The organism is Blastomonas fulva, from assembly GCF_003431825.1.
GTDB classification, from domain to species: domain Bacteria; phylum Pseudomonadota; class Alphaproteobacteria; order Sphingomonadales; family Sphingomonadaceae; genus Blastomonas; species Blastomonas fulva.
The window spans coordinates 1323145-1343893 of the sequence record NZ_CP020083.1 but is presented as its reverse complement, the minus strand read 5'-3'; the positions used below and the strand labels follow the sequence as shown (position 1 = coordinate 1343893).

24 protein-coding genes and 1 tRNA gene are annotated in these 20749 nt (G+C 64.8%); 8 read left to right on the top strand and 17 right to left on the bottom strand.

Features of this window, described 5'->3' with window-relative positions; all coding sequences use genetic code 11:
* Positions 1–12: 12 nt before the first annotated feature.
* Positions 13–1077, bottom strand: coding sequence for a DNA topoisomerase IB (locus tag B5J99_RS06320; RefSeq protein WP_245991768.1), 1065 nt, complete (start codon positions 1075–1077; stop codon positions 13–15).
* A gap of 200 nt (positions 1078–1277) precedes the next feature.
* Between B5J99_RS06320 and B5J99_RS06315 the strand changes: the two genes are divergently transcribed.
* Positions 1278–1580 carry a SemiSWEET family sugar transporter gene (locus B5J99_RS06315; RefSeq protein WP_117351905.1) on the top strand — a complete coding sequence of 101 codons (303 nt, stop codon included), beginning with the start codon at positions 1278–1280 and terminating at the stop codon, positions 1578–1580.
* Positions 1581–1593: 13 nt separating this feature from the next.
* On the opposite strand, the gene B5J99_RS06310 is transcribed toward B5J99_RS06315, so the two are convergent.
* Positions 1594–2016, bottom strand: a complete 423-nt coding sequence (locus B5J99_RS06310) for a Wzt carbohydrate-binding domain-containing protein (protein ID WP_162892480.1) — start codon at positions 2014–2016, stop codon at positions 1594–1596.
* On the opposite strand from B5J99_RS06310, the gene B5J99_RS06305 reads away from it, so the two are divergent.
* Entirely contained in the window at positions 2003–2452 is a 450-nt protein-coding gene (locus B5J99_RS06305) for a hypothetical protein (protein WP_162892479.1), read from the top strand. The two genes, B5J99_RS06310 and B5J99_RS06305, sit on opposite strands and share 14 nt — an antisense overlap.
* Before the next feature lie 68 nt (positions 2453–2520).
* Here B5J99_RS06305 and B5J99_RS06300 read toward each other — a convergent pair.
* Together B5J99_RS06300 and B5J99_RS06295 are read right to left on the bottom strand one after the other, a co-directional pair.
* Positions 2521–2607: transfer RNA gene (locus B5J99_RS06300), tRNA-Leu, on the bottom strand.
* A gap of 135 nt (positions 2608–2742) precedes the next feature.
* Positions 2743–3633: an MJ0042-type zinc finger domain-containing protein gene (locus tag B5J99_RS06295; RefSeq protein WP_117351902.1), complete on the bottom strand. Its 891-nt coding sequence runs from the start codon at positions 3631–3633 to the stop codon at positions 2743–2745.
* A 231-nt stretch (positions 3634–3864) separates the two neighbouring features.
* Between B5J99_RS06295 and ftsE the strand changes: the two genes are divergently transcribed.
* From ftsE to B5J99_RS06275, 4 genes are read left to right on the top strand one after another with little or no spacing between them, the layout of a single operon-like run.
* Entirely contained in the window at positions 3865–4596 is a 732-nt protein-coding gene (gene ftsE, locus B5J99_RS06290) for a cell division ATP-binding protein FtsE (RefSeq protein ID WP_054135203.1), read from the top strand.
* Positions 4596–5492 (top strand): cell division protein FtsX, encoded by an 897-nt coding sequence (locus B5J99_RS06285; protein ID WP_117351901.1) that lies wholly within the window; start codon positions 4596–4598, stop codon positions 5490–5492. Before ftsE ends, B5J99_RS06285 begins: the two co-directional genes overlap by 1 nt.
* A complete protein-coding gene (locus tag B5J99_RS06280; RefSeq protein WP_117351900.1) occupies positions 5489–6019 on the top strand; it encodes a YdcF family protein in 531 nt (176 codons plus the stop codon). Before B5J99_RS06285 ends, B5J99_RS06280 begins: the two co-directional genes overlap by 4 nt.
* Positions 6020–6021: 2 nt before the next feature.
* Positions 6022–6738 carry a lysophospholipid acyltransferase family protein gene (locus tag B5J99_RS06275; RefSeq protein WP_069051127.1) on the top strand — a complete coding sequence of 239 codons (717 nt, stop codon included), beginning with the start codon at positions 6022–6024 and terminating at the stop codon, positions 6736–6738.
* 116 nt (positions 6739–6854) lie between these two features.
* Here B5J99_RS06275 and B5J99_RS06270 read toward each other — a convergent pair whose 3' ends face one another.
* The 6 genes from B5J99_RS06270 to B5J99_RS06245 all read right to left on the bottom strand — a co-directional run bounded on the left by B5J99_RS06270 (position 6855) and on the right by B5J99_RS06245 (position 12936).
* Positions 6855–7829 (bottom strand): ParB/RepB/Spo0J family partition protein, encoded by a 975-nt coding sequence (locus B5J99_RS06270; protein WP_117351899.1) that lies wholly within the window; start codon positions 7827–7829, stop codon positions 6855–6857.
* Positions 7829–8614 carry a ParA family protein gene (locus B5J99_RS06265; RefSeq protein WP_054135176.1) on the bottom strand — a complete coding sequence of 262 codons (786 nt, stop codon included), beginning with the start codon at positions 8612–8614 and terminating at the stop codon, positions 7829–7831. The genes B5J99_RS06270 and B5J99_RS06265 overlap by 1 nt, the downstream gene beginning before the upstream one ends.
* The gene (gene rsmG, locus B5J99_RS06260) at positions 8611–9303 is read right to left on the bottom strand and encodes a 16S rRNA (guanine(527)-N(7))-methyltransferase RsmG (protein ID WP_117353385.1); all 693 of its coding nucleotides are present in this window, start codon (positions 9301–9303) and stop codon (positions 8611–8613) included. The genes B5J99_RS06265 and rsmG overlap by 4 nt, the downstream gene beginning before the upstream one ends.
* Positions 9304–9310: 7 nt before the next feature.
* Positions 9311–11158, bottom strand: coding sequence for a tRNA uridine-5-carboxymethylaminomethyl(34) synthesis enzyme MnmG (mnmG, locus tag B5J99_RS06255; RefSeq protein WP_117353384.1), 1848 nt, complete (start codon positions 11156–11158; stop codon positions 9311–9313).
* 212 nt (positions 11159–11370) lie between these two features.
* The gene (gene mnmE, locus B5J99_RS06250) at positions 11371–12666 is read right to left on the bottom strand and encodes a tRNA uridine-5-carboxymethylaminomethyl(34) synthesis GTPase MnmE (RefSeq protein ID WP_117351898.1); all 1296 of its coding nucleotides are present in this window, start codon (positions 12664–12666) and stop codon (positions 11371–11373) included.
* A gap of 15 nt (positions 12667–12681) precedes the next feature.
* Positions 12682–12936: a DUF6489 family protein gene (locus tag B5J99_RS06245; protein WP_211337884.1), complete on the bottom strand. Its 255-nt coding sequence runs from the start codon at positions 12934–12936 to the stop codon at positions 12682–12684.
* A gap of 103 nt (positions 12937–13039) precedes the next feature.
* On the opposite strand from B5J99_RS06245, the gene B5J99_RS06240 reads away from it, so the two are divergent.
* A complete protein-coding gene (locus tag B5J99_RS06240) occupies positions 13040–13762 on the top strand; it encodes a dienelactone hydrolase family protein (RefSeq protein WP_425456482.1) in 723 nt (240 codons plus the stop codon).
* Positions 13759–14157, top strand: coding sequence for a nuclear transport factor 2 family protein (locus B5J99_RS06235; RefSeq protein ID WP_117351897.1), 399 nt, complete (start codon positions 13759–13761; stop codon positions 14155–14157). The genes B5J99_RS06240 and B5J99_RS06235 overlap by 4 nt, the downstream gene beginning before the upstream one ends.
* A 115-nt stretch (positions 14158–14272) precedes the next feature.
* On the opposite strand, the gene B5J99_RS06230 is transcribed toward B5J99_RS06235, so the two are convergent.
* The 7 genes from B5J99_RS06230 to hemE form a co-directional block, all read right to left on the bottom strand.
* On the bottom strand, positions 14273–14644 hold the full coding sequence (locus tag B5J99_RS06230) for a c-type cytochrome (protein ID WP_117351896.1): 372 nt from the start codon (positions 14642–14644) through the stop codon (positions 14273–14275).
* Positions 14641–15645, bottom strand: a complete 1005-nt coding sequence (locus tag B5J99_RS06225) for a Vgb family protein (protein ID WP_245991767.1) — start codon at positions 15643–15645, stop codon at positions 14641–14643. The genes B5J99_RS06230 and B5J99_RS06225 overlap by 4 nt, the downstream gene beginning before the upstream one ends.
* An 89-nt stretch (positions 15646–15734) precedes the next feature.
* Positions 15735–16706 (bottom strand): prolyl hydroxylase family protein, encoded by a 972-nt coding sequence (locus tag B5J99_RS06220; RefSeq protein ID WP_117351895.1) that lies wholly within the window; start codon positions 16704–16706, stop codon positions 15735–15737.
* Between the two features lie 78 nt (positions 16707–16784).
* Entirely contained in the window at positions 16785–17453 is a 669-nt protein-coding gene (locus B5J99_RS06215; RefSeq protein ID WP_054135171.1) for a TerC family protein, read from the bottom strand.
* Between the two features lie 37 nt (positions 17454–17490).
* Positions 17491–18747: a transcription termination factor Rho gene (gene rho / locus B5J99_RS06210; RefSeq protein ID WP_054135170.1), complete on the bottom strand. Its 1257-nt coding sequence runs from the start codon at positions 18745–18747 to the stop codon at positions 17491–17493.
* 336 nt (positions 18748–19083) lie between these two features.
* Positions 19084–19548: a CopD family protein gene (locus B5J99_RS06205; protein WP_171900255.1), complete on the bottom strand. Its 465-nt coding sequence runs from the start codon at positions 19546–19548 to the stop codon at positions 19084–19086.
* Positions 19549–19603: 55 nt separating this feature from the next.
* Positions 19604–20656, bottom strand: a complete 1053-nt coding sequence (hemE, locus tag B5J99_RS06200; protein ID WP_117351894.1) for a uroporphyrinogen decarboxylase — start codon at positions 20654–20656, stop codon at positions 19604–19606.
* Between the last annotated feature and the right edge of the window lie 93 nt (positions 20657–20749).

Here is a 20749-nt window from a genome sequence, read left to right as displayed (position 1 = left end):
AGGGGGTGTCGCCTAACCACGCTTCGACTGCCGGTTGGTTCCCCGTTTTCCGCGGGTTTCTGCCGCCAGCAGCAGCGCCAACACCTCGTTTTCGGCATCGTCTATGGCCATGCCGGCAAAGCGTGCCAGGTCGGTATCGTACGCCTCGAGCACGGCAGGATGGATATAGGACTTGCGGCAGATGGTGGGCGTGTTCTGCAGCGCCTGCGACGCTGCGAGCACCGCCTGCTTGATCGCGGCGGCGGCCGCAGGCGGCTCCTCCTGCTGGTGGAGTTCTGCGAGCATGGTAGTGGCGGTCACGGTGCCGCACCAGGTTCGGAAATCCTTGGCCGAAAAATCCTCCCCGCCGATCTCGCGCAGATAGGCGTTGATATCGTCCGATGTCACCGCGCGGACATCCTCGCCATCGAGATAGCCGAACAGCTGCTGGCCGGGCAGCTCCTGCAACCCGCGCAGCACCCGCGCCACCCGCCGGTCGCGCAGCGAGACATCCCATTTCTTGCCGCCCTTGCCGGCAAACCGGAAGCGGATGGTCGAGGATTCGAGCGTCACATGCCGCTGGCGCAGCGTGGTCAGCCCATAAGAGCGGTTCTGCTGCGCATAGGGTGCATTGCCGATGCGGATCGCGGTGCAATCGAGCAGATGCACGATGGTGGCGATGACACAGCGCCGCGAGGTGCTGCGGGCACGCAGATCGGCGCTGATGCGCTCGCGCATCTCGGGCAGCGCCGCGCCGAACTTGGCAAGGCGCGCGAACTTGGCCTCGTCCTGCGACGCCCGAAACGCGGCATGATAGCGATATTGCTTGCGGCCGCGGTCGTCGCGCCCGGTCGCCTGGATATGGCCGTTAGGCTTCGGGCATATCCACACCTGCTGATAAGCGGGCGGAATCGCCAGCATCCGGATGCGGGTCAGCGTCTTGGCGTCCCGGATCAGGCGGCCGTCCGGCGCGTGATAGCTGAAGCCCCGCCCGCGCCGCACCCGGGTGATCCCCGGCGCGTCGTCCTGGGTATAGATCAGGCCGCCATCCAGCACCGCCGCCGCATCTCCGCGCGCGGCCTTGTCCACTCGATCCACTCGTCCACCGCCTTGTTGTCGCTGCTGACCACCGGCCTGTTGGCCGCCGGAGGAGGACGCCGCACGGGCATCATCCAGAGCCGAATACGCGCACCCCCGGGCATGGCTCCCGCACGCGCGATGCCACGCGCGCAATCCGACAATCCTTGGTCCGGCAGGAATTTGCGAAACCCGAACGCGCCGGGCGCGTAGGGGCGGGTATGACATTCGACTGGATCACCGTTGCAGGCACCATCGGAGCGGTGGCTTCGGTCGCAAGCTTTACCCCTCAGGCGTGGAAGATCATCCACAGCCGCTCGACCGAGGGGCTGTCGCTCGGCATGTTCGCGCTGACGTGCCTTGCCTTTGCCGCGTGGACCAGCTTCGGGCTGCTCAAGGGCGAATGGGCGCTGATCATTCCCAACGCGATCTGCCTGTGCTTTGCGCTTTTCATCCTCGCGATGATCGCGCTACCCGAGCGCAAGACCAAGGAGGTCGCCGAGACGCTCGATCCTGTAGCTTGAGCGAGCGGAAGGCTCAGCTCCGCCGATAGACCGCCCTGATATCGACGATCCCGGTAGCGTTCCCGCTGTTGGTCACCACCAGGTGGCTCACGCCCCTGCGCCATTCGAGCACGTCCAGACTTTCGCCCGCGGCCTCGGCCAGCCCGAAATCGATCAAATAGTCGCCGCGCGCCAGCGGCAGATCGATGGTGAACCCGACGGTCAGCTCCTCGCCCGCCCGCAGCGGGACATCGGGCTCTCCCAGCATGGTGTTGGACGCCGCAGCGACGATTGCGTCTCCTTGGGCTGTGATCATCAATCCGAAATGCGGCTTTTGGACATCGCACAGCGCCCGGATCTGCGCGGTCAGTGTCGGCCGGCTGCCGGCTGCGACCATGGGCTCGCAAATCGAGCCTTCGGCATCAGTCAATACGAGGTCGTTGATGTGGCCGATCATCCTGCGCAGCACCGGCTCTTTGCGGTTAACGTGGGCGCGTGCCACGCAGCGTCCTTGGGCGACCAGCGATCAGTTTCTCGCCCAGCCCCCCGCAACCGCCCCCACGTTGATCTGCGAGATCCACAGCGCCTATGTCGTTCGGTCGCAGGGTTTGAGGGACACGCCGCTGTGCCGCCTGATGATCGACCAAGGCTATGACGTGTTCGCGCTTCGCGATATCTGGAGGTGCGAGCCGTTCGACAGCGACCATGTCGAGCTCGTCGATCTCGATTCCACCTATCTCGAAGCCCGCTGCTTTATCAACGTGCTCGCGGTCAAGACCCGCGACAGGCTGTGCGCGGATACTTTCCGTCTGGTCCATGGGGTCGCCCCCAAGCTGCTCAAGCACCGCGACCCCAGGTTGCACTGGCCATTGAACACGGGCGATCCGCTCTAGCGGCGACCTGCGGCAGCGAGGATCAGCAGGTGTCGGGATTGCAGGCCGGCATCCGGCTGCAGCGGGACTGGTGCGGTCAAGAAGACTCGAACTTCCACGGGCTTTCGCCCACAACGACCTCAACGTTGCGCGTCTACCAATTCCGCCATGACCGCACAGTCCAGCAATTTCGCGGGTTTTGAGGGTGGTTGAGACCCGCCTGCCCGCGTGGCAGGCCGCGCCATTAGCAAAGCGCTTGGCGCATAGCAACACGCATTATCCGGTGGACGTGCCCCGTCCGAGGGCAGCGGTCAGCGGCGCTTGGCCCAGGCGATCTCGGCCGAGCTGGCAGAACGCGGCACATCGACCATCGCCTGGCGGAAATCCGCCGATTGACCCGGTTGCAGCGTCTCCACCGGCGGGTTGATGATCCAGTTGAACACCACCCGGTCCTGCGCATCGCGCAGCACCACCAGCATCGGCGGAACATCCTGAGCGGTCTTGCTCAGATTGCGGATGGTGCCCGATGCGGAAAAGAACTCGGTGCCGTTGGGCAACGTGCGCCGTTCCTGCTTGGCGGGCGGGAAATCGATCTGCAGATCGGGCTCCACCTCGGCAAAGGGCAGGCTGTAGCTGGTGAGCGCGCTCGGCAGGCCGAAGACCGAGATCGCCACCGCGGTCGCCGAGGCGATCAGCGCAAAGGCGATCGCGCCCAGCATCCACAGCTTGGCCGGGTTGCGGCGCGGGCGGAAGGGCGGCTCATGGTTGAAGCTGCTCGGGCGATCGGCCAGCGAATCATCGGCATAGCTGGCAACGATCGGACGGCTGATCGGCGGAACGGGGCGCGGCAACGGCGGAAGGTCGGGCTCGGGATCGCTCGGTGCGGCCCGGGGCGCAGCGGCAGGCGCGGGAGCCGGGGGCGGCGCGGCCGCGCTGGGCGCTGGCGCTGCTTCAGGGGCAGCCTGAGGTGCAGGCGCAGGAGTTGCTGCTGGGGCTGGTGTCGGTGCCGGGGCAGGGGTTGCAGTCGGCGCTGGCGCTGCGACGGGCGCTGCCGCCGCTGTTTCGGGTGGGCGGGCGACGTCCGGGCCATGCTGGAACCAGCTGTGCCCGCATTTGGCGCATCGCACCGATCGGCCATCAATACCGATGGCAGTGTCCGGAACCGCATAACGGGTGTTGCACGCGGGGCACGCAATAATCATGGCGTTTCTAACCACGCCGGGCGAATCGCCGCAAGGGGCTTGCACCGGCTGCCAAGCCCTGTCGGCCCTTTTTCCACCGGAGTTTGCGCTGGCCAGAGATTTTTCAACGGGTTGGCAGACTGTCCGGCACCCGATTCGATGCGATCATGACCGCGGATCACCGCCTGTGCGCCTTTCCGATTGCCTGCCCCGTCCGCGGCGCGCTATCGCGACAGGATGAGCAGCGCGACCATGGATAGCATCGTCCAGTTCGAGAATGTCGGGCTGCGCTATGGCACCGGTCCCGAGGCGCTGTCGGACCTCAGTTTCACGCTGTTTTCGGGCCAGTTCTACTTCCTCACCGGGCCCTCGGGCGCAGGCAAGTCCTCCTTGCTCAAGCTGCTCTATCTGGCGCAGCGCCCCAGCCGCGGGATGATCCGGCTGTTCGACAGCGATCTGGTGACCTTGAGCCGCGACCGGTTGCCGGGGTTCCGCCGCCGGATCGGGGTGGTGTTCCAGGATTTCCGGCTGGTGCCGCACCTTTCGGCGTTCGACAACATTGCGCTGCCGCTGCGGATCGCAGGGATGCGCGATGCCGATCTGGCCACCCCGGTGCGCGAGATCCTCGACTGGGTGGGGCTGAGCGCGCGCGGCGATGCGCTGCCCGCGACGCTGTCGGGCGGCGAGCAGCAGCGCGTGGCGATCGCCCGCGCGGTGATCACCCGACCCGATATCCTGGTCGCCGACGAGCCCACCGGCAATGTCGACCCCGACATGGCGGTCAAATTGCTGCGGCTGTTCGAGGCATTGAACCGAATGGGCACCACGATCATCGTTGCCACCCACGACATCCATCTGATGACCCGGATCAAGCGCGGACAGATGATGCGGCTCGAGGGTGGGCGGCTGTTCGACCCGACAGGTGCGCTGCGCTACCCCCCCAAGCCTTCCGATCTGCGCGGCTGGGACGGGGAGAGCCGCTGATGCTGGGCGCGCTGTTTCCCACCGCGCACGACCGCCGGTTGATCCCGCAGGCGCGGCTTACCGGGCCGATGCCGTGGGTGATCGCGGTGATGCTGTTCCTCACCCTGCTCGCCAGCGCCGCCGCGCTCGCATTGGGCAGCGCCGCCGACCAGGTCAACGCCGATCTTGCCGGACGCGCGACGGTGCAGATCGTCAACGCCGATGCAGATATCCGCCAGCGCCAGGCGGATGCCGCGCAGGCCGTGCTGCGTTCCGACCGCGCGGTTGCAGCGGTCACCCGGGTCAGCGATGCCGAGGTGCGCTCGCTGCTCTCGCCCTGGCTGGGCAGCGGCGCACTGAGCGAAGACATCCCCCTGCCCAGCCTGATCGACGTGAACTTCCGTGCCAAGGCCGATCCAGCGACGCTGCGGCGGTTGCGCGATGCCCTGGGCCAGGCGGCGCCCGATGCAAGGATCGATGCGCACGGCCAGTGGCTGCGCCCGGTGTTCGATCTGATCGGCACGCTGCGCTGGCTGGCGATCGCGCTGGTCGCGCTGCTCGCGCTCGCCAGCATCGCCTCGGTGATGCTCTCGGCGCGCAGCAGCTTTGCCGCGCATGCCGAGACCATCGACATCATGCATCTCCTGGGCAGCACCCATGCGCAGATCGCGCGGCTGTTCCAGCGCCGCATCGCACTGGACGCAGCGCTGGGTGCGCTGATCGCCTGCCTGCTCGCCGCGCCGGTGCTGTGGCTGCTGGGCCAGGCCGCCGCGCGGCTTGATTCGGGGCTGGTGTCTGCCGGATCCTTCGGGCCGCTCGACTGGCTGCTGCTTGCAACCGTGCCGATTGCCGGTATTGCGCTGGCGGTGGTCACCGCGCGCATGGCCGTTCTTGGCGCGCTCAGGAAAAAACTGTGATTGTCCGCCTCTTGTCATCGGTGTTGCTGGCCTGGATCCTGGGCTTTGCCTGGTTCGCCATCCTGCTGCCGCAGCCCTTGGGCGAGCAGCAGACCGATGCGGTGGTGGTGCCCACCGGCGGGCCGCTGAGGATCGATCGCGGGCTCGAGGCTTTGCGCAACAAATGGGCCGACCGGCTGCTGATCTCGGGCGTCGACCGCGATGTCCGTCCGGCGGAACTCAGCGCGCAGTATCCCGGCTCCACCGAATTGTTCGACTGCTGCGTGGATCTGGGCTTTCGCGCCTATGACACCCGGTCGAACGGCATTGAAACCGCGCGCTGGGCCAAGCAGCGCAAGGTGACATCGGTGCGGCTGGTAACCACTGACTGGCACATGCGCCGCGCCGAATACGAGCTGCACCGCGCACTTCCCGACGACATCGCGATCTATACCGATGCGGTCGCCAGCAAGCCCAGCCTGATGACGCTGTGGCGCGAGTACAACAAGCTGGTGCTGCGCGTGCTTGCCGGGTTGTTCGGGGTGTGACCATGCGGACCGCGCTTGCCCTGTTCCGGTCGATCCTGTTCACCATCGCCTTTTATGGCGGATCGGTCCCGATCGTCATCATCGCCTTCATCATCCTGCCGTTCTCGCGGCATCGGCTGCAGGGCATGGCGCGCGCCTGGGGCGGCTATCATTATCTGTGCGCGCGCACCTTTCTGGGAATCCGCGCGCGGATCGACGGCGAGATACCGCAAGGCCAGGTGCTCTATGCGATCAAGCACGAGAGCTTTTTCGAGACCATCGAGCTGCTGCGCATCTTCAACCGCCCCGCAGTGGTCGCCAAGATCGAACTTTCACGCATTCCGCTGTGGAGCCAGATCGCGCGCACCTATGGCATGATCTTCATCGATCGCGCGGGCGGTGCCGTCGCGCTGCGCGCCATGATGACCGAGGTCCGCCGCTTCGTCGCCGAGGGCCGCTCGATCGTGATCTATCCCGAGGGCACCAGCATCCCGCCAGGCGAGCAGCCGCCGCTGCAGGCGGGCTTTGCCGGGCTGTACAAGCTCGCCAAGCTGCCCGTGGTGCCGATCGCGCTGGACAGCGGGCATCTCTATCCCCGGCGCGGCTTCATCAAGCACCCCGGCGTGGTCACATACAAGTTCGGCGAGATCATCCCGGCGGGCCTGCCGCGCGAGGAGATCGAGGCGCGGGTGCACGCCGCGATCAACGTGCTTAACGATCCGAGGCGGATTTCGCCCTAGGGGAGCTTCGTCACCCCCGCGAAGGCGGGGGTCCAGCTTGCGCGTCGCACCTATCGGCTAGCGTCATTCCCGCGTTCGCGGGAATGACGAAAATATAAAATAACTTATTGATAAGTCTAAATAATCTCACCGGATAGCCGCTGGCAGATCAGGTCGAGCTGATCCAGATTGCCATAGCGCACGGTCACCGCGCCGCTGCGCTGGTTGGCGTCGGCGGTGATCTTGACCTTGAGCCCGAGCAGGTCTTCCAGATGCCGCTCGACCGCCGCGATATCCGCATTGCTCGCCGCATCCTCGCCGCCCTGACGGACGCGGGGCTTGCTCCCCGATTTGCCCGCCGCATCGCTGCGCGCGCGCCGCACCAATTTTTCGACATCGCGTACCGACAGCCCGCGATCGACCACTTCGGCAGCGATGCTCTCGGCGTCGGGCACGTTGATCAGCGCGCGGGCATGGCCCATGCTCAGGCTCTTGTCGGCGATCATCTTGAGCACCGGCTGCGGCAGAGCCAGCAACCGCATCAGGTTGGCGATGTGGCTGCGCGACTTGTCGACCATCCGCGCGACCTCGACCGGGGTGTAGCCCTGGTCACCCACCAGCCGCTGATAGGCCTCGGCCTCCTCGACGGGGTTCAGGTCCTCGCGCTGGATGTTCTCGATCAGCGCCAGCGCAAAGGTGTCGGGGTCGCTGAGTTCGCGGACGATCGCAGGAATGACGTGCAGCCGCGCGCGCTGCGCCGCGCGCCAGCGGCGCTCGCCCGCGACCAGCTCATAACCGCCGCCTGTGCGTGGACGCACGATGACCGGCTGGATCACGCCGCGCTGCGCGATCGAGCGCGCCAGATCATCGAGCGCCTCCTCGTCGAACCAGCGCCGCGGCTGGCCGGGGTGCGGGCGGATTTCGGAAAGCGGCAGCGTGCGCAGACCGGTGATCGTGGCTGCCTGACCCGGCGTGCCGTCCTCGCGCCGCACCAGCGGCTCTTCGCGCACCGCTTCGCCGAGCAACGCGTTGAGGCCGCGGCCCAGACCCGAAGGTCGCTTGCGTCCCAGGGCCTTGGCGATATCGGGCAGGTCGCTGTGTTCCTCGGCCATCAGGCGGCTTCCTCTTCGACCCGGGGCATCCGGGAAATGAACTCTCGTGCGAGCGCGATATAGGCCTCGGAACCGACGCAGCGGTGATCGTAGATCAGCGCCGGCATGCCGTGGCTCGGCGCCTCGGACAGCCGCACATTGCGCGGGATCACGGTATCGAACACCAATTTGCCAAGCACCGCGCGGACATCGTCCGAGACCTGGTCGGTGAGCCGGTTGCGCCGGTCGTACATGGTCAGCACCACGCCGATGATCGACAGATCAGGGTTGAAGCGCTGCTGCACCCGCTCGACCGTCTGCAGTAGCTGGCTCAACCCTTCGAGCGCAAAGAACTCGCACTGCAGCGGTACCAGCACCTGGTCGGTCGCGATCAGCGCGTTCAGCGTCAGCAGGCCGAGCGAGGGCGGGCAGTCGATCAGGCACACCTGCCAGCGTTGCTGATGCGCACTGTCCATCGCCATCTTCATCCGGTGGGTGCGATGCTCGAGATCGACCAGCTCGATCTCCGCGCCCGACAGATCTACCGTGGCAGGCACGATATCCAGCCCCGGAATCTGCGTCGGCACCGCGCATTGCGCCAGCGAGCTTTCATTGGTGAGCAGATCATAGCTCGAGAACTCGCGGTCGTTGCGCGCGATGCCCAGACCCGTCGATGCGTTGCCCTGCGGGTCGAGATCGATCAGCAGCACCTTGAGCCCCGTCGCAGCCAGCGCCGTCGCCAGATTGATCGCGGTGGTGGTCTTGCCCACCCCACCCTTCTGATTCGCAACCGCAATGCGGATCATGATCTGCTCCTGTGCTTGCGCATGGGTCGTTGAAGGACGCTGCGCGGCGGATTGCTGGATGGGACGCTGCCGGTACCGACCAGAATCGCGGCATCGGCGTCGGTCAGGCTCTGTTCCACGTGAAACATACTTTGCCACGCAGACGGGGCGCTTTCCAGTTCCGTGCGCGCATTTCGTCCCTTCGGCAGCAACCATCGGGTGTTTTCTGTGGAAAACCGTGCAGCGCCTTCAAGCAGCCGCGGCAAAGGTGCAAAGGCGCGCGCGGAAATATAGTCCGCTGCAACTGTCGGAACCCGTTCAAGTGCTACTCCGGCGACCTGCACACGATCGCCCAGTCCGAGATGTGCGATCGCACGCTCGAGATAGGCAATCCTTAACCCACGCGATTCGACCAGCGTCACCTGGCATGGCGCGATCAAAGCGATCACCAGCCCCGGGAACCCTGCCCCACTGCCCAGATCAATCCAGTGCTCGTCAACTCTTGGATCGGCAAAGCGCAGCAGCTGCGCGCTATCGACGATATGCCGCTGCCACATATGCGCCAGCGTCGAAGCGGAAACCAGATTCTGGTGCTCGGCCTCAGCGACGACGAACGCGTTGAGGCGCTCCAGCAACGCCATTGTTTCACGTGAAACACCCAGCGTGTCCGTCAGCCACGCCTTGGCGCTCTCTTCATCCTGGATCAGCATCACGGTCTCACGCCGCACGGCGGCGGGCATGGACCAGGATAGCGGCAAGCGCTGCCGGTGTGATTCCCCGCACGCGACTGGCCTCGGCCAGCGTCTCGGGCCGCGCAAGCGTAAGCCGCTCGACCATCTCGTTCGATAGCCCGGTGATCATTCGGTAGTCGATGTCCATGCCCAGCACGACCCGCTCATTGGCACGCAGATCGCGCAGTTCGGCATCCTGCCGCGCCAGATAGGGAGCGTAGACCGCATCCTCCTCGATCTCGGCGATCAGGTCGTCGGCGAGATCGTGATCGCCTTCGATCAGCGGCGCCAGCGAGGCAAGCGACACTGCGGGGAAGCGCAGCCAGTCATAGAGGCTCTGGCGCGCGCCATCTGCCTTTACCGGCAGACCCAGCGCCGCAAGCTCGGCGCAGCTCGCCTGGCGGGCGAGCGCGATCATCATGTCTGCCTTGGCGCGCTGGCGCTGTTCGTACCAGCTCAGGCGTTCGGGTGCCACGCAGCCATTGGCAATCGCGATGCCGGTCAGACGGTCCGAGGCATTGTTTGCGCGCAGCCTCAATCGGTATTCAGCCCGCGCGGTGAGCATGCGATAGGGCTCGGTGACGCCCTGCAGCACGAGGTCGTCGATCATCACCGCGAGATAACTGGTTGCCCGATCGGGCAACTCCACCTCGCGGCCCAGCACTTGGGCTGCTGCGGCCATGCCGGCGACCAGACCTTGGGCAGCAGCCTCTTCATAGCCGGTGGTGCCGTTGATCTGGCCTGCGCAATACAGACCCGGCATGCTGCGCACCTGCAGGCGATGATCGAGCGCACGCGGATCGATATGGTCGTATTCCACGGCATAGCCTGGCACCACGATCTCGGCGCGCTCCAGCCCAGCCATCGAGCGGACGAAGGCGAGCTGGACATCTGTCGGGAGCGAGGTGGAAATCCCGTTGGGATAGACCAGATGCGTGCCCAGTCCCTCGGGTTCGAGGAACACCTGATGCCCATCGCGATCGCCGAAGCGGTGGATCTTGTCCTCGATCGACGGGCAATAGCGCGGGCCCTGTGCACCGATCGCCCCGCTGAACAAAGGCGAGCGATCAAGGCTGGCGCGGATGATGTCGTGCGTCTGCTGGCTGGTCCGGGTGATCGCGCAAAAGACCTGGGGGACCGTGCGCCCGCCACTCAGCGGCGACATGGTCCACGCCTCGCCATCACTGGGCTGCTCGTCGAGCATGGCCCAGTCGATCGTGCGGCCGTCGATCCGAGGCGGGGTTCCGGTCTTGAGCCGCGCCATCGGCAGATCGGCATCCCGCAGCTGCTGCGCCAACAGGCTCGCACCCGGCTCGCCGATGCGCCCGCCCTCGAGCCGCTCCTCGCCGCGAAACAGCCGTCCGCCCAGAAAGGTTCCCGTCGCCAGCACCACCGCACGCGCGGCGATTGCGCTGCCGTCGGCCATGTCCACGCCGGTGATCGCGCCGCCGTCCATTCGAAGCGCGGCGACCTCGCCTTCCACAATCTCGAGATTGTCCTGCGCAGCCAGCATCCGCTGGATCGCCGCCTTGTAGAGGGTACGGTCGGCCTGGACACGAGGTCCCTGCACCGCACTGCCCTTGGAGATGTTGAGCATCCGGTAGTGAATTGCGGCCTCGTCTGCGGCGCGCGCGATCAGCCCGTCAAAGGCATCGACCTCGCGCACAAGATGCCCCTTGCCCAGACCGCCGATCGCGGGATTGCACGACATCGCGCCGATCGCGTCGTGGGTGAAGCTGACCAGGGCGACGCGCGCGCCCATCCGCGCTGCCACTGCCGCAGCCTCGCACCCGGCGTGTCCGCCGCCGACAACAAGAACATCAAATTCCACCATGGCACGGCGCATAGCCCAATTGCGGGATTCGGTCGAGGGGGTGGGTAAGGGACAAGACGCCGGTAGCCACCAAGTAAAGCCGACCCTTTCCCCTCCCGCTTGCGGGAGGGGTGGCTGAGCCGCAGGCGAAGACGGGGTGGGCCTGAAGTTTGCCGAGGTTGAGGCCCACCCCGGCCTGCGGCCACCTCTCCCGCAAGCGGGAGGGGAGAGGGTTACTTGCCGATGCAAAAGGCTCCGAACAAAGCGTCGAGCATGTCTTCGACATGCGTATTGCCGAGCAGCTCATCGAGCACGAGGCGCGCCAACCGAAGCGCCTCGGCACGAAGCAGCAGGTCGCGCTCCTCGGTAGCCTGAGCAAGCGCCTCGGCACACTCGGTCAGCAAACGGTGCTGGCGGGCGTTGAGTGCCACGTCGCCCGATGCGGGCAGCAGGCTCTTGGCCGAGGTCACTAGGTCAGCGACCAGCGCATCCAACCCCTGGCCGGTTAGCGCCGAAATCCGGTGCCGAGCGACCGCCTTTGTTTCACGTGAAACACCTTGCCGATCGATCTGCGCCTCGATCTCCCAGCTCATCGGACCGCCCTGCCCTTCGGGACCCAGCCACAGCACCAGATCCGCGCCGGCCATCGCATCGCGCGCGCGGTCGATGCCGATCGCTTCGATCGCCTCGGCGCCCTCATCGCGCAGCCCGGCGGTGTCGGTGAACACGAAGGGTATCCCGCCCAGCGCCACCGGCGCCTCGATCAGATCGCGGGTGGTTCCCGCGATATCGGAGACGATCGCCGCCTCGCGCTGGACCAGTGCGTTGAGCAAGGTCGACTTGCCACTGTTGGGCGGCCCCGCCAGCACCACGCGAATGCCATCGCGCAACCGCTCGGCGCGAGGTCGTGCCAGCGCGGTGCCGATCTCGCCAGCCAGCGCGGCAATGCCCTGCCCGGTGGCGTTGCCGCCCCCTTCACCGACATCATCCTCATCTGAAAAATCGAGCTCGGCCTCAACCTGTGCGGAGAGTTGCAGCACCGCCTCCCGCCACCCTTCGACCCGGCGCGACAGATGACCGCTTGCCATCCGGATGGCGGCCACGCGCTGCGCTTCGGTTTCGGCGAACAGCAGGTCGGCGAGCCCTTCGGCTTCGGCCAGATCCATCCGCCCGTTGAGGAATGCACGGCGCGTGAATTCTCCAGGCTCGGCAAGCCGAAAGCCGGGCATGCGGGTCAGCACAGCTTCCACAGCACGCACCACCGCTCGCCCACCATGCAGATGAAGCTCAGCCAGATCCTCGCCGGTTGCAGTTGCGGGGCCGGGAAACCACAACACCAGAGCGCGATCGAGCAGGTTGCCATCACCCGGACCGCACAGATCGCGCAGCACGGCACGGCGCGGCGATGGCAGCGCTCCGCCAAGTGCGGTCAGTGCGGCGCCTGCCTCAGGTCCGCTGATCCGGATGATGGCCAATGCAGCAGGCGGCGCGCCGCTCGACAGCGCAAAGATCGTATCGCCTGCGTGCATCGTCAGAAGGGACGGTCAGCCACCGCTTTTGGGCTTGCCGCTGGCACCGGCTGCGGCGGCTTCCATGATCTGCTGGAAGAAGCGCAGACCCATCTCGCCCATCGGCGCGATGTTCTTTGCCATGGTTTGCAGCTGGTCGACGTTGCTGGTGCCCTTCATCGCGTTCACGACACCATCGACATAGGTCTTGTTGACATCCGACACGTCAGGCAGCCCCATGAAACGACGCATTTCTTCGGGGGAGCAATCGACTTCGATATTCACTTTCATGGCAATCAACCTTCTAGCAGCGCAAGGCCCCCAAGCCCCAGTTTCACGCTTATCAGCCTGATCAAAGTGGGTATAAATGGCCGCCAAAGCAAACGAATTGATGATGGAGAGCAAAATGGGTTCGACGCACAACATCCAGACTTTCGACCATGAAGGCACGTTCAGCGCCTATGTCGCCGCGCCTGAAGGCACCCCCAAGGCCGCCATCATCGTGATTCAGGAGATCTTCGGCGTCAATCCGGGCATCCGTCAGAAATGCGATGGCTGGGCCGGACAAGGCTATCTGGCGGTCGCGCCCGATCTGTTCTGGCGGATCAAGCCGGGCCTCGAGCTCGACCCCGATGTCGAAGCCGAGTTGCAAGAGGCGTTCGGCTATTTCGGCCAGTACGATCCCAATGACGGCGTTCAGGACATCGAGGCGACGATCCGCGCGATCCGGGCCGGGATCGGCGGGCTCGGCGGCGTCGCCAAGGTGGGCGCGGTCGGCTACTGCCTGGGCGGCAAGCTTGCCTATATGGTCGCGGCCCGCACCGACATCGACGCCAGCGTCGGCTATTACGGCGTGATGATCGACCAGATGCTCGATGAATCGCATGCCATCGCCAACCCGCTGATGCTGCACATTCCGACCGCCGATCATTTGGTGGGACCCGAAGCGCAGGCGGCTGTGCACGCCGGGCTCGACAGCCACCCGCGCGTCACGCTGCACGACTATGAAGGGCTCGATCACGGCTTCGCCGCCGAAATGGGCAACCGCCGCGATGAAGCCGGCGCGCAGCTCGCCGATGGCCGCACCGCGGCGTTCTTTGCCGAGCATCTCGCATGAGCGCGGCGGTGGCAGGGGTCGCGGCCTGGCATGACTACATGCATGGTGGCTCCACCCCGGAAAAGCTGAACGCCATGCTGGCAGAGCACGCGGTGTTCCACTCGCCAGTGGTTCACACGCCGCAGGAGGGCAAGGCCAAGGTGTTCGCGTACCTCCACGCTGCCGCGCATGTGCTGGGCAATGACAGCTTCCATTATGTCCGCGAGATCGTCGACGGCGACAGCGCGATGCTCGAATTCGCGCTCGAGCTCGACGGAATCCAGGTCAACGGCGTCGACATCATCCGCTGGAACGACACCGGGCAAATCGAGGACTTCAAGGTCATGGTTCGCCCGATGAAGGCGATGAACAAGGTCTGGGAGAAAATGGGCGAGATGTTGGCGAAGGCGGGCTAGTGTTATCCTGTTTACCGTCATTCCCGCGAGTGCGGGAATTCCGTCTTGGCACGACGCATGCGCGTAAGCGGGACCCCCGCCTTCGCGGGGGTGACGTTGAGGATAACCAGTTGGGTTACCTTATCTCCATCAGATAAGTGACTATCGCGGAGCGTTCATCGGCCTTCTTCAGTCCGAAGAATCCCATATCATTCCCCGGCACCAGCTTTTGCGGATCGGCCAGAAATCGCTCCAGAAGCACGGGTGTCCACCGACGGTTGGATTGAGCGAACTTACTGAAAGCTTTGGAATATTTGAAATCAGGGTCCGAGGCGATCGCGCGCACAGGCAGACCGGCGAGATTGGGGCCGCTCAGCCCCGTCTCGCCCTTCACCACCGAATGGCAGCTGTAGCAGCGATGGAAGGCGCGTTCACCGATCTGGTTGGTCGTCTGGGCCCAGGCGATGCCGGGTACCAGCAGCGCGAATGCGCCCAGCCAGCGGATCACTTGCCCTCGGTCCGCACCACCATCATCCGCTCGGTACCCGATTCGGGCAGCATCACCTCGCCCTTGCGGCCCAGGATCTGGCGGACATTGGCCCCCTCGCCGCTGCCCGGATAGCGCGCGGTGAACGTCTCGCTGCGCGGGTCGAACACGCGGGTGGAATTGTCGCCGAAATCGCTGACCCAGACATGATCGCGCTCGTCGACATAGACCGCATAGGCCTGGGGCTTGGCGCCGGGCAGCTTCCACGTCTTCCAGCTCCTGGTCGAGGGACGATAGCGGTAGAGTTCGCCGCTGTTCCAGCCGGTGATCCACAGATCGCCCTTGCTGTCCGCCCACACTCGGCGCAGCCCCGCGCCAGGCGTCGGCGGTTCGATGACGCTGATCTCGCCGCTGGCGCTGTCGATCCTGGCGAGGTGGCTGCCGGCCAGCGAGACGTACCAGACGGTGCCGTCGGGCGCGGTGGCGATGCCATAGGGGCCGCGGCCCTTGGGATCCTTCCAGACCTCGACCTTGCCCGACGCCGCATTGACCCTGCCATAAATGCCGTTCTGCCCAGTGAACCAGTGCACGCCCTTGCCGTCAAACGCGCCGGTGTTGAGGTTGGTGTAGCCGGTATCGGCTGGCAGCTTCCACACGTCGATCTTGCCGTTGGCGGGGTTGTAGCGGACGATCGCGTTCTGCCCGCCATCGGTGATCCACGCCATCCCGTCTGGCCCCTGAATCACGCCATGCGGCGCGGATTCGGGGCCCAGCGGGACCTGCACCACCTGGCCGGAGACCGGATCGAGAATGCCCAGCGCACCCTGGCGCTGCGCGGTGTACCAGATCTTGCCGTCAGGCGCGGGCGCGACGTCATGCGGGCGCGACCCCTTGGGCAGCTCGAACAGCGTCACCTTGTCGGATATCTCCGCGGACGCGGCGATCTGCGCGCGCTCCTTCGCCGATGCCATCGAGGGCAAAAGCGCAACCACCGCGATTCCCGCCAGCCAAATCCGCATCATCACCCTCGCCTCCATCGCTCATCGGTCTTTTTCAACAGACTATCAGGATTTGCGCCTTCCAAACCAACAAATGTTTCGGCAGCCGTGCCTCAGCGCGCGGGCGCTTCGTCCCAGGGAGACCATGGCCGGGTGCGGATCCAGCGGGTTGCGACCCATTTCTCGCCGGTGTCGACGGGTTTGCCCTCGTGCCGGGTGCGCGGATCGATGGCGCCATCGCCATGCGTGTTGGCAAAGACCAGCAACCCGCCGCGCCGGGGCGCGACATCCAGCCCGAGCAGCGGAAAGTCGGTCGCACCTCCGTCAAACCCGTGGTTGAGATAGACGATGGCGGTCCACTGCCGCTGGTTGCTGACATTCGGCAGGCCATCATGGTGCAGCCGGTATTGCTGGCCGGGGGTATAGCGCAGGACATGCAGCATCTCGCCCGCGCGCCAGTCGGTGCCAGTAACGGCCGCGATCCGCCGGTTGATCGCATTGATTATGCAATCCTCATCCACCGGCCCGAAATTGGCGCCGTGCGAGGTGCGAACCGGGTGCGGCACGCGCTGGCGCGACACCGGATCGATGACGAAACTGGGCGCGAGCCGCGCGCGAGCCGCCTCCATCACATGATCGCACAACGCTGGTGGCAGGAAATCTGAGTAGAACCGGATATCGGGGTCGACGCTCAACACCTCAGCGGGCGGCAGCGGCGCGGCTGCTATCTGCTCCAGCAAATCCTGCTGGTGGCGATAAAAGGGATCGGATGCTGCCAGCGCAGCGACGCGCGCCTGCGCTGCTAAGGGATCGACGGTTCCTGCCATGCCATTGCCGAGCAGCGCGATCTCAGCGGCGACTGCCTCTGGATGGTGTTGCGCGGCAGCATCGCGGAACAGGTCGAGCGCCGCTGATGGATCGCGTTCGACGCACTGGCCATAGAGCCGCCAAAGCCCGAGCTCGTATTGTGCTGCAGCGTCGCCCGCCTGCGACCGGGTGGTGAGCAGCGCCACTGCGTCTGCCGCGCGACCCTGCCCCAGCAGCATGCCGAGGTGCCGCCGCAGATCTGTGGCTGCGTCAGTCATGGAGCGATGTCATCCCGGCCATGCCCGCTGTTAGCACAGCCGGTAGGCGTGTTGCGAGCCATGGCCGGGAACAGGCGTCTAGAACAGCGTGGTGATGCCGACGCTGGGATCGACAAAGCCATCATAGATCATCTTGCCGGCGACATAGAGGATCACGACAAGGCCGAAATAGGCGATCCAGCGATAGCGCTCGATATATTTGGCGATGAAGTTGGCAGCGATGCCCATCAGCGCGACCGAGAGGATCAGCCCGACGATCAGGATTCCGGGATGGTCGCGCGCAGCGCCGGCCACCGCGAGCACGTTGTCGAGGCTCATGCTGACATCGGCGACCGCAACGGCCCAAGCGGCCGCGGCAAAGCTCTTAGCCGGGCGGACACCGCTGGATTCGTCACCTTCGATTTCGGGCGAACCGGGCGAGCTGCCCGCGGGCTGGAGCTCGCGGTACATTTTCCACGATACCCAAAGCAGCAGCAGGCCGCCTGCAAAGATCAGCCCGACCACCTGCATCAGCTGGGTGACGACAAGCGCAAAGGCGATACGCAGCACGAGAGCGGCGATGATCCCGATCAGGATCACCTTGCGCCGCTGGTCGGCAGGCAGGCCCGCCGCGAGCGCACCGACGACAATCGCATTGTCGCCGGCGAGCAGGATGTCAATCATGAGCACCTGGCCAAAAGCGGCCAGCGCAGCGGGGGAGCCGATATTCGAGAAATCGGCTACGATATGATTCCAAAGTTCCATCATGGCAGGTCGCAGGCCTTAAACAGGGTCTCTTGGAAGATCACTGATTCATCGAATCGAAGAAGTCTTCGTTGGTCTTCGAATCCTTCATCTTGTCGAGCAGGAACTCCATCGCATCGATGGTGCCCATCTGCATGAGGATGCGGCGAAGCACCCACATCTTCGACAGGATATCCTTTTCCACCAGCAGCTCTTCCTTGCGGGTGCCGGACTTTCCGACATCCAGCGCGGGGAAGATACGCTTGTCGGCGACCTTGCGATCCAGAACGATTTCCGAATTTCCGGTGCCCTTGAACTCTTCGAAGATGACCTCGTCCATGCGGCTGCCGGTATCGATCAGCGCGGTAGCGATGATCGAGAGCGATCCGCCCTCCTCGATGTTGCGCGCAGCACCGAAGAAGCGCTTGGGGCGCTGCAGCGCGTTGGCATCGACACCACCGGTCAGCACCTTGCCCGATGACGGGACGACGGTGTTGTAGGCACGGCCCAGACGGGTGATCGAATCGAGCAGGATGACGACATCCTTCTTGTGCTCGACCAGACGCTTGGCCTTTTCGATCACCATTTCCGCGACCTGGACGTGGCGCTGCGCAGGCTCGTCGAAGGTCGAGGAAATGACCTCGCCCTTCACGCTGCGCTGCATGTCGGTGACTTCCTCGGGGCGCTCGTCGATCAGCAGCACGATGAGGAAGACTTCGGGGTGGTTGTCGGTGATCGCCTTGGCAATGTTCTGCAGCAGCACGGTCTTACCGACACGTGGTGGCGCGACGATCAAGGCGCGCTGGCCCTTGCCCTGCGGCGAGACGATGTCGATGACGCGCGCCGACTTGTCCTTGACGGTCGGGTCGAGCGTGTCGAGCCGCAGCTTTTCATCGGGATAAAGCGGGGTCAGGTTGTCGAAGTTGACGCGGTGACGCACGACATCGGGATCGTCGAAGTTGACCGCGGTCAGCTTGGTGAGGGCGAAGTAGCGCTCGCCATCGCGGGGTGCGCGGATTTCGCCTTCGACCGTGTCACCGGTACGCAGGCCGAAGCGGCGCACCTGGTTGGGGGAGACGTAGATGTCGTCGGGCCCGGCGAGATAGTTCGCCTCGGGGCTGCGCAGGAAGCCGAACCCGTCGGACAGCACTTCGATGGTGCCCAGGCCCATGATAAGCTCGCCATCATCGGCCAGTTCCTTGAGGATCGCGAACATCAGGTCCTGGCGGCGGAGCGTCGATGCGCTTTCGACGCCCAGCTCCTCTGCCATGGTGACGAGTTCAGCGGGGGTTTTCTGCTTGAGTTCTTTAAGATGCATGAGGTGCAATCGTCCGTGAAGAAAAGGTGCCGCAAAAAATCAGACGGCAGTCATGGGAAAATCTGTGGGACGCCCAGCCGGTAATCCGGTCACTGGTGGATAAGGGTCGTCGACGGTCCCGGACGGGACGGCGACCGATCTAGGCGCGGCCCTGCGCAAAGTCAATCGGGCCTGCGACGGGGCGAGGGGGGGGGTAACTTCTCCCCTACCGCTTGCGGGAGGGGTGGCAGAGGCGCAGCCGAAGCCGGGTTGGGCCTGTACCGTGGTGACCTCCAGGCCCACCCCGGCCCGGAAAACCGGGCCTGCCCCTCCCGCAAGCGGGAGGGGAGAAAGAGGTCAGAAAGGCTTCACGATCACCAAAATCACGATCACCGCTGCGGCGATCCCCGGCACTTCGTTGATCAGCCGCAATTGCTTGCCGGTCAGTTTGCGTTCGCCCTTGGCCAGCTTCCTGGCATAGCCGATCATCCAGCCGTGATAGCCGCTGAGCACCAGCACGAAGAGCAGTTTGGCGTGAAACCAGCCTTGCGAAAACGCGCCGATCTGCACCGCGAGCACCAGCCCCAGCAACCACACGATGATCAGCGAGGGGTTGAGGATGATGTTCTTGAGCTTGGCTTCGCGGTCGATCCAGCGGGTGGCCTCGGGCGATCCGTGCTCAGCCTCCTGATGATAGACCAGGAAGCGCGGCAGCATGAACAGGCCCGCCATCCAGAAGATGACGAAGATGAGGTGCGCCGCTTTCAGCCAGAGATAGAGCATTGCTAAGACGTAATCCGTTGTCAGGAGGAGCTCATTCATGATGCCATGCCATGTGCGCGGGCAGGAAAACCCGCCAGCTCGTTAGGCAGCGCGATTATGCGCCCTGCTTCACCAGTGTAAGCAGTGCGTGAACATGTTCAATGGGCGTCTGCTGCAATATGCCATGGCCCAGGTTGAAAATGTGCGGCCGTCCCTCGAAGGTGCGGATGATGTGCCTGACCGCGCTTTCCATCTGCTCGCCGCCCGCCAGCAGCGCCAGCGGATCGAGATTGCCCTGCACCGGCAGATGCGCCGGAATGTTGGCCGCGGCCCAGACCGGATCGATCGTCTCGTCGAGCCCCAGCGCATCGACACCGGTCTCGCGCGCATAAGCGGCAAGCTTTTCGCCAGCGCCCTTGGGAAAACCGATCACCGGAACACCCGGGCGCGCTTCGTGGATCGCCGCTGCAATCCGGGCATTGGGCGCGATGACCCAGCGTTCGAACTGCGAGGGCGCAAGCGAGCCCGACCAGCTGTCGAAGATCTGCACCGCGTCGACCCCGGCATCGATCTGGCCGATGAGATAGGTGATCGTCAGATCGACGATCGCGTCGATGAGCACCTGGAAGCCTTGAGGATCCCTGTAGGCATAGGCCCGGGTGGCGTGCTGGTCCTTGCTGCCCTCACCGTTGACCATGTAGGTCGCGACTGTCCAGGCAGACCCTGCAAAGCCCAGAAAGGCCTTCTCAGGCGCAAGCTCGGCTTTGACCAGGCGCACGGTCTCGTAGATCGCATCGAGCCGCTCATAGGCCGGCACAAGGCTCTCCAGCGCATGATCGACCAAGGTCGGGGAGAGGTGCGGACCTTCGCCGACCAGGAACTGCAGGTTCTGGCCCATCGCGTAAGGAACGATCAGGATATCGGAAAACAGGATCGCGGCATCAAGATCGAAGCGGCGCAGCGGCTGCAGCGTGATCTCGGCAGCGGACGGGCTGTCATAGACGAGCTCGAGAAAACCGCCCTTTTCCGCCCTGAGAGCGCGATACTCCGGCAGATAGCGCCCGGCCTGACGCATCATCCACATCGGCGGCGTCTCGTGAACCTTACCTGCCAAGCATTCTAGCAGCGGCGCTGTGCGCACTGCGGTCTGAACTGTGTCCCCGCCCATACTTTATCTTATATCCTTTAATTAGGAATCTGTTGAAGAAGGCCGCTTGATAACCGGCATGACGCTTTCTTGCCTCATGTATCGACAGATTGA

Excerpts from the sequence above, each read along its gene's own strand:
- B5J99_RS06295 (WP_117351902.1), bottom strand. The coding sequence starts at position 3,633 with ATGATTATTGCGTGCCCCGCGTGCAACACCCGTTATGCGGTTCCGGAC.
- B5J99_RS06215 (WP_054135171.1), bottom strand. The coding sequence starts at position 17,453 with ATGATGGAACTTTGGAATCATATCGTAGCCGATTTCTCGAATATCGGC.
- B5J99_RS06235 (WP_117351897.1), top strand. The coding sequence starts at position 13,759 with ATGAGCGCGGCGGTGGCAGGGGTCGCGGCCTGGCATGACTACATGCAT.
- B5J99_RS06245 (WP_211337884.1), bottom strand. The coding sequence starts at position 12,936 with ATGAAAGTGAATATCGAAGTCGATTGCTCCCCCGAAGAAATGCGTCGT.
- ftsE (WP_054135203.1), top strand. The coding sequence starts at position 3,865 with ATGGATAGCATCGTCCAGTTCGAGAATGTCGGGCTGCGCTATGGCACC.
- hemE (WP_117351894.1), bottom strand. The coding sequence starts at position 20,656 with ATGGGCGGGGACACAGTTCAGACCGCAGTGCGCACAGCGCCGCTGCTA.
- B5J99_RS06240 (WP_425456482.1), top strand. The coding sequence starts at position 13,040 with ATGGAGAGCAAAATGGGTTCGACGCACAACATCCAGACTTTCGACCAT.
- B5J99_RS06265 (WP_054135176.1), bottom strand. The coding sequence starts at position 8,614 with ATGATCCGCATTGCGGTTGCGAATCAGAAGGGTGGGGTGGGCAAGACC.
- mnmE (WP_117351898.1), bottom strand. The coding sequence starts at position 12,666 with ATGCACGCAGGCGATACGATCTTTGCGCTGTCGAGCGGCGCGCCGCCT.
- B5J99_RS06310 (WP_162892480.1), bottom strand. The coding sequence starts at position 2,016 with ATGATCGGCCACATCAACGACCTCGTATTGACTGATGCCGAAGGCTCG.
- B5J99_RS06315 (WP_117351905.1), top strand. The coding sequence starts at position 1,278 with ATGACATTCGACTGGATCACCGTTGCAGGCACCATCGGAGCGGTGGCT.
- mnmG (WP_117353384.1), bottom strand. The coding sequence starts at position 11,158 with ATGGTGGAATTTGATGTTCTTGTTGTCGGCGGCGGACACGCCGGGTGC.
- B5J99_RS06205 (WP_171900255.1), bottom strand. The coding sequence starts at position 19,548 with ATGAATGAGCTCCTCCTGACAACGGATTACGTCTTAGCAATGCTCTAT.
- B5J99_RS06225 (WP_245991767.1), bottom strand. The coding sequence starts at position 15,645 with ATGATGCGGATTTGGCTGGCGGGAATCGCGGTGGTTGCGCTTTTGCCC.
- B5J99_RS06285 (WP_117351901.1), top strand. The coding sequence starts at position 4,596 with ATGCTGGGCGCGCTGTTTCCCACCGCGCACGACCGCCGGTTGATCCCG.
- B5J99_RS06275 (WP_069051127.1), top strand. The coding sequence starts at position 6,022 with ATGCGGACCGCGCTTGCCCTGTTCCGGTCGATCCTGTTCACCATCGCC.
- rho (WP_054135170.1), bottom strand. The coding sequence starts at position 18,747 with ATGCATCTTAAAGAACTCAAGCAGAAAACCCCCGCTGAACTCGTCACC.
- B5J99_RS06220 (WP_117351895.1), bottom strand. The coding sequence starts at position 16,706 with ATGACTGACGCAGCCACAGATCTGCGGCGGCACCTCGGCATGCTGCTG.
- B5J99_RS06270 (WP_117351899.1), bottom strand. The coding sequence starts at position 7,829 with ATGGCCGAGGAACACAGCGACCTGCCCGATATCGCCAAGGCCCTGGGA.
- B5J99_RS06305 (WP_162892479.1), top strand. The coding sequence starts at position 2,003 with ATGTGGCCGATCATCCTGCGCAGCACCGGCTCTTTGCGGTTAACGTGG.
- rsmG (WP_117353385.1), bottom strand. The coding sequence starts at position 9,303 with ATGCTGATCCAGGATGAAGAGAGCGCCAAGGCGTGGCTGACGGACACG.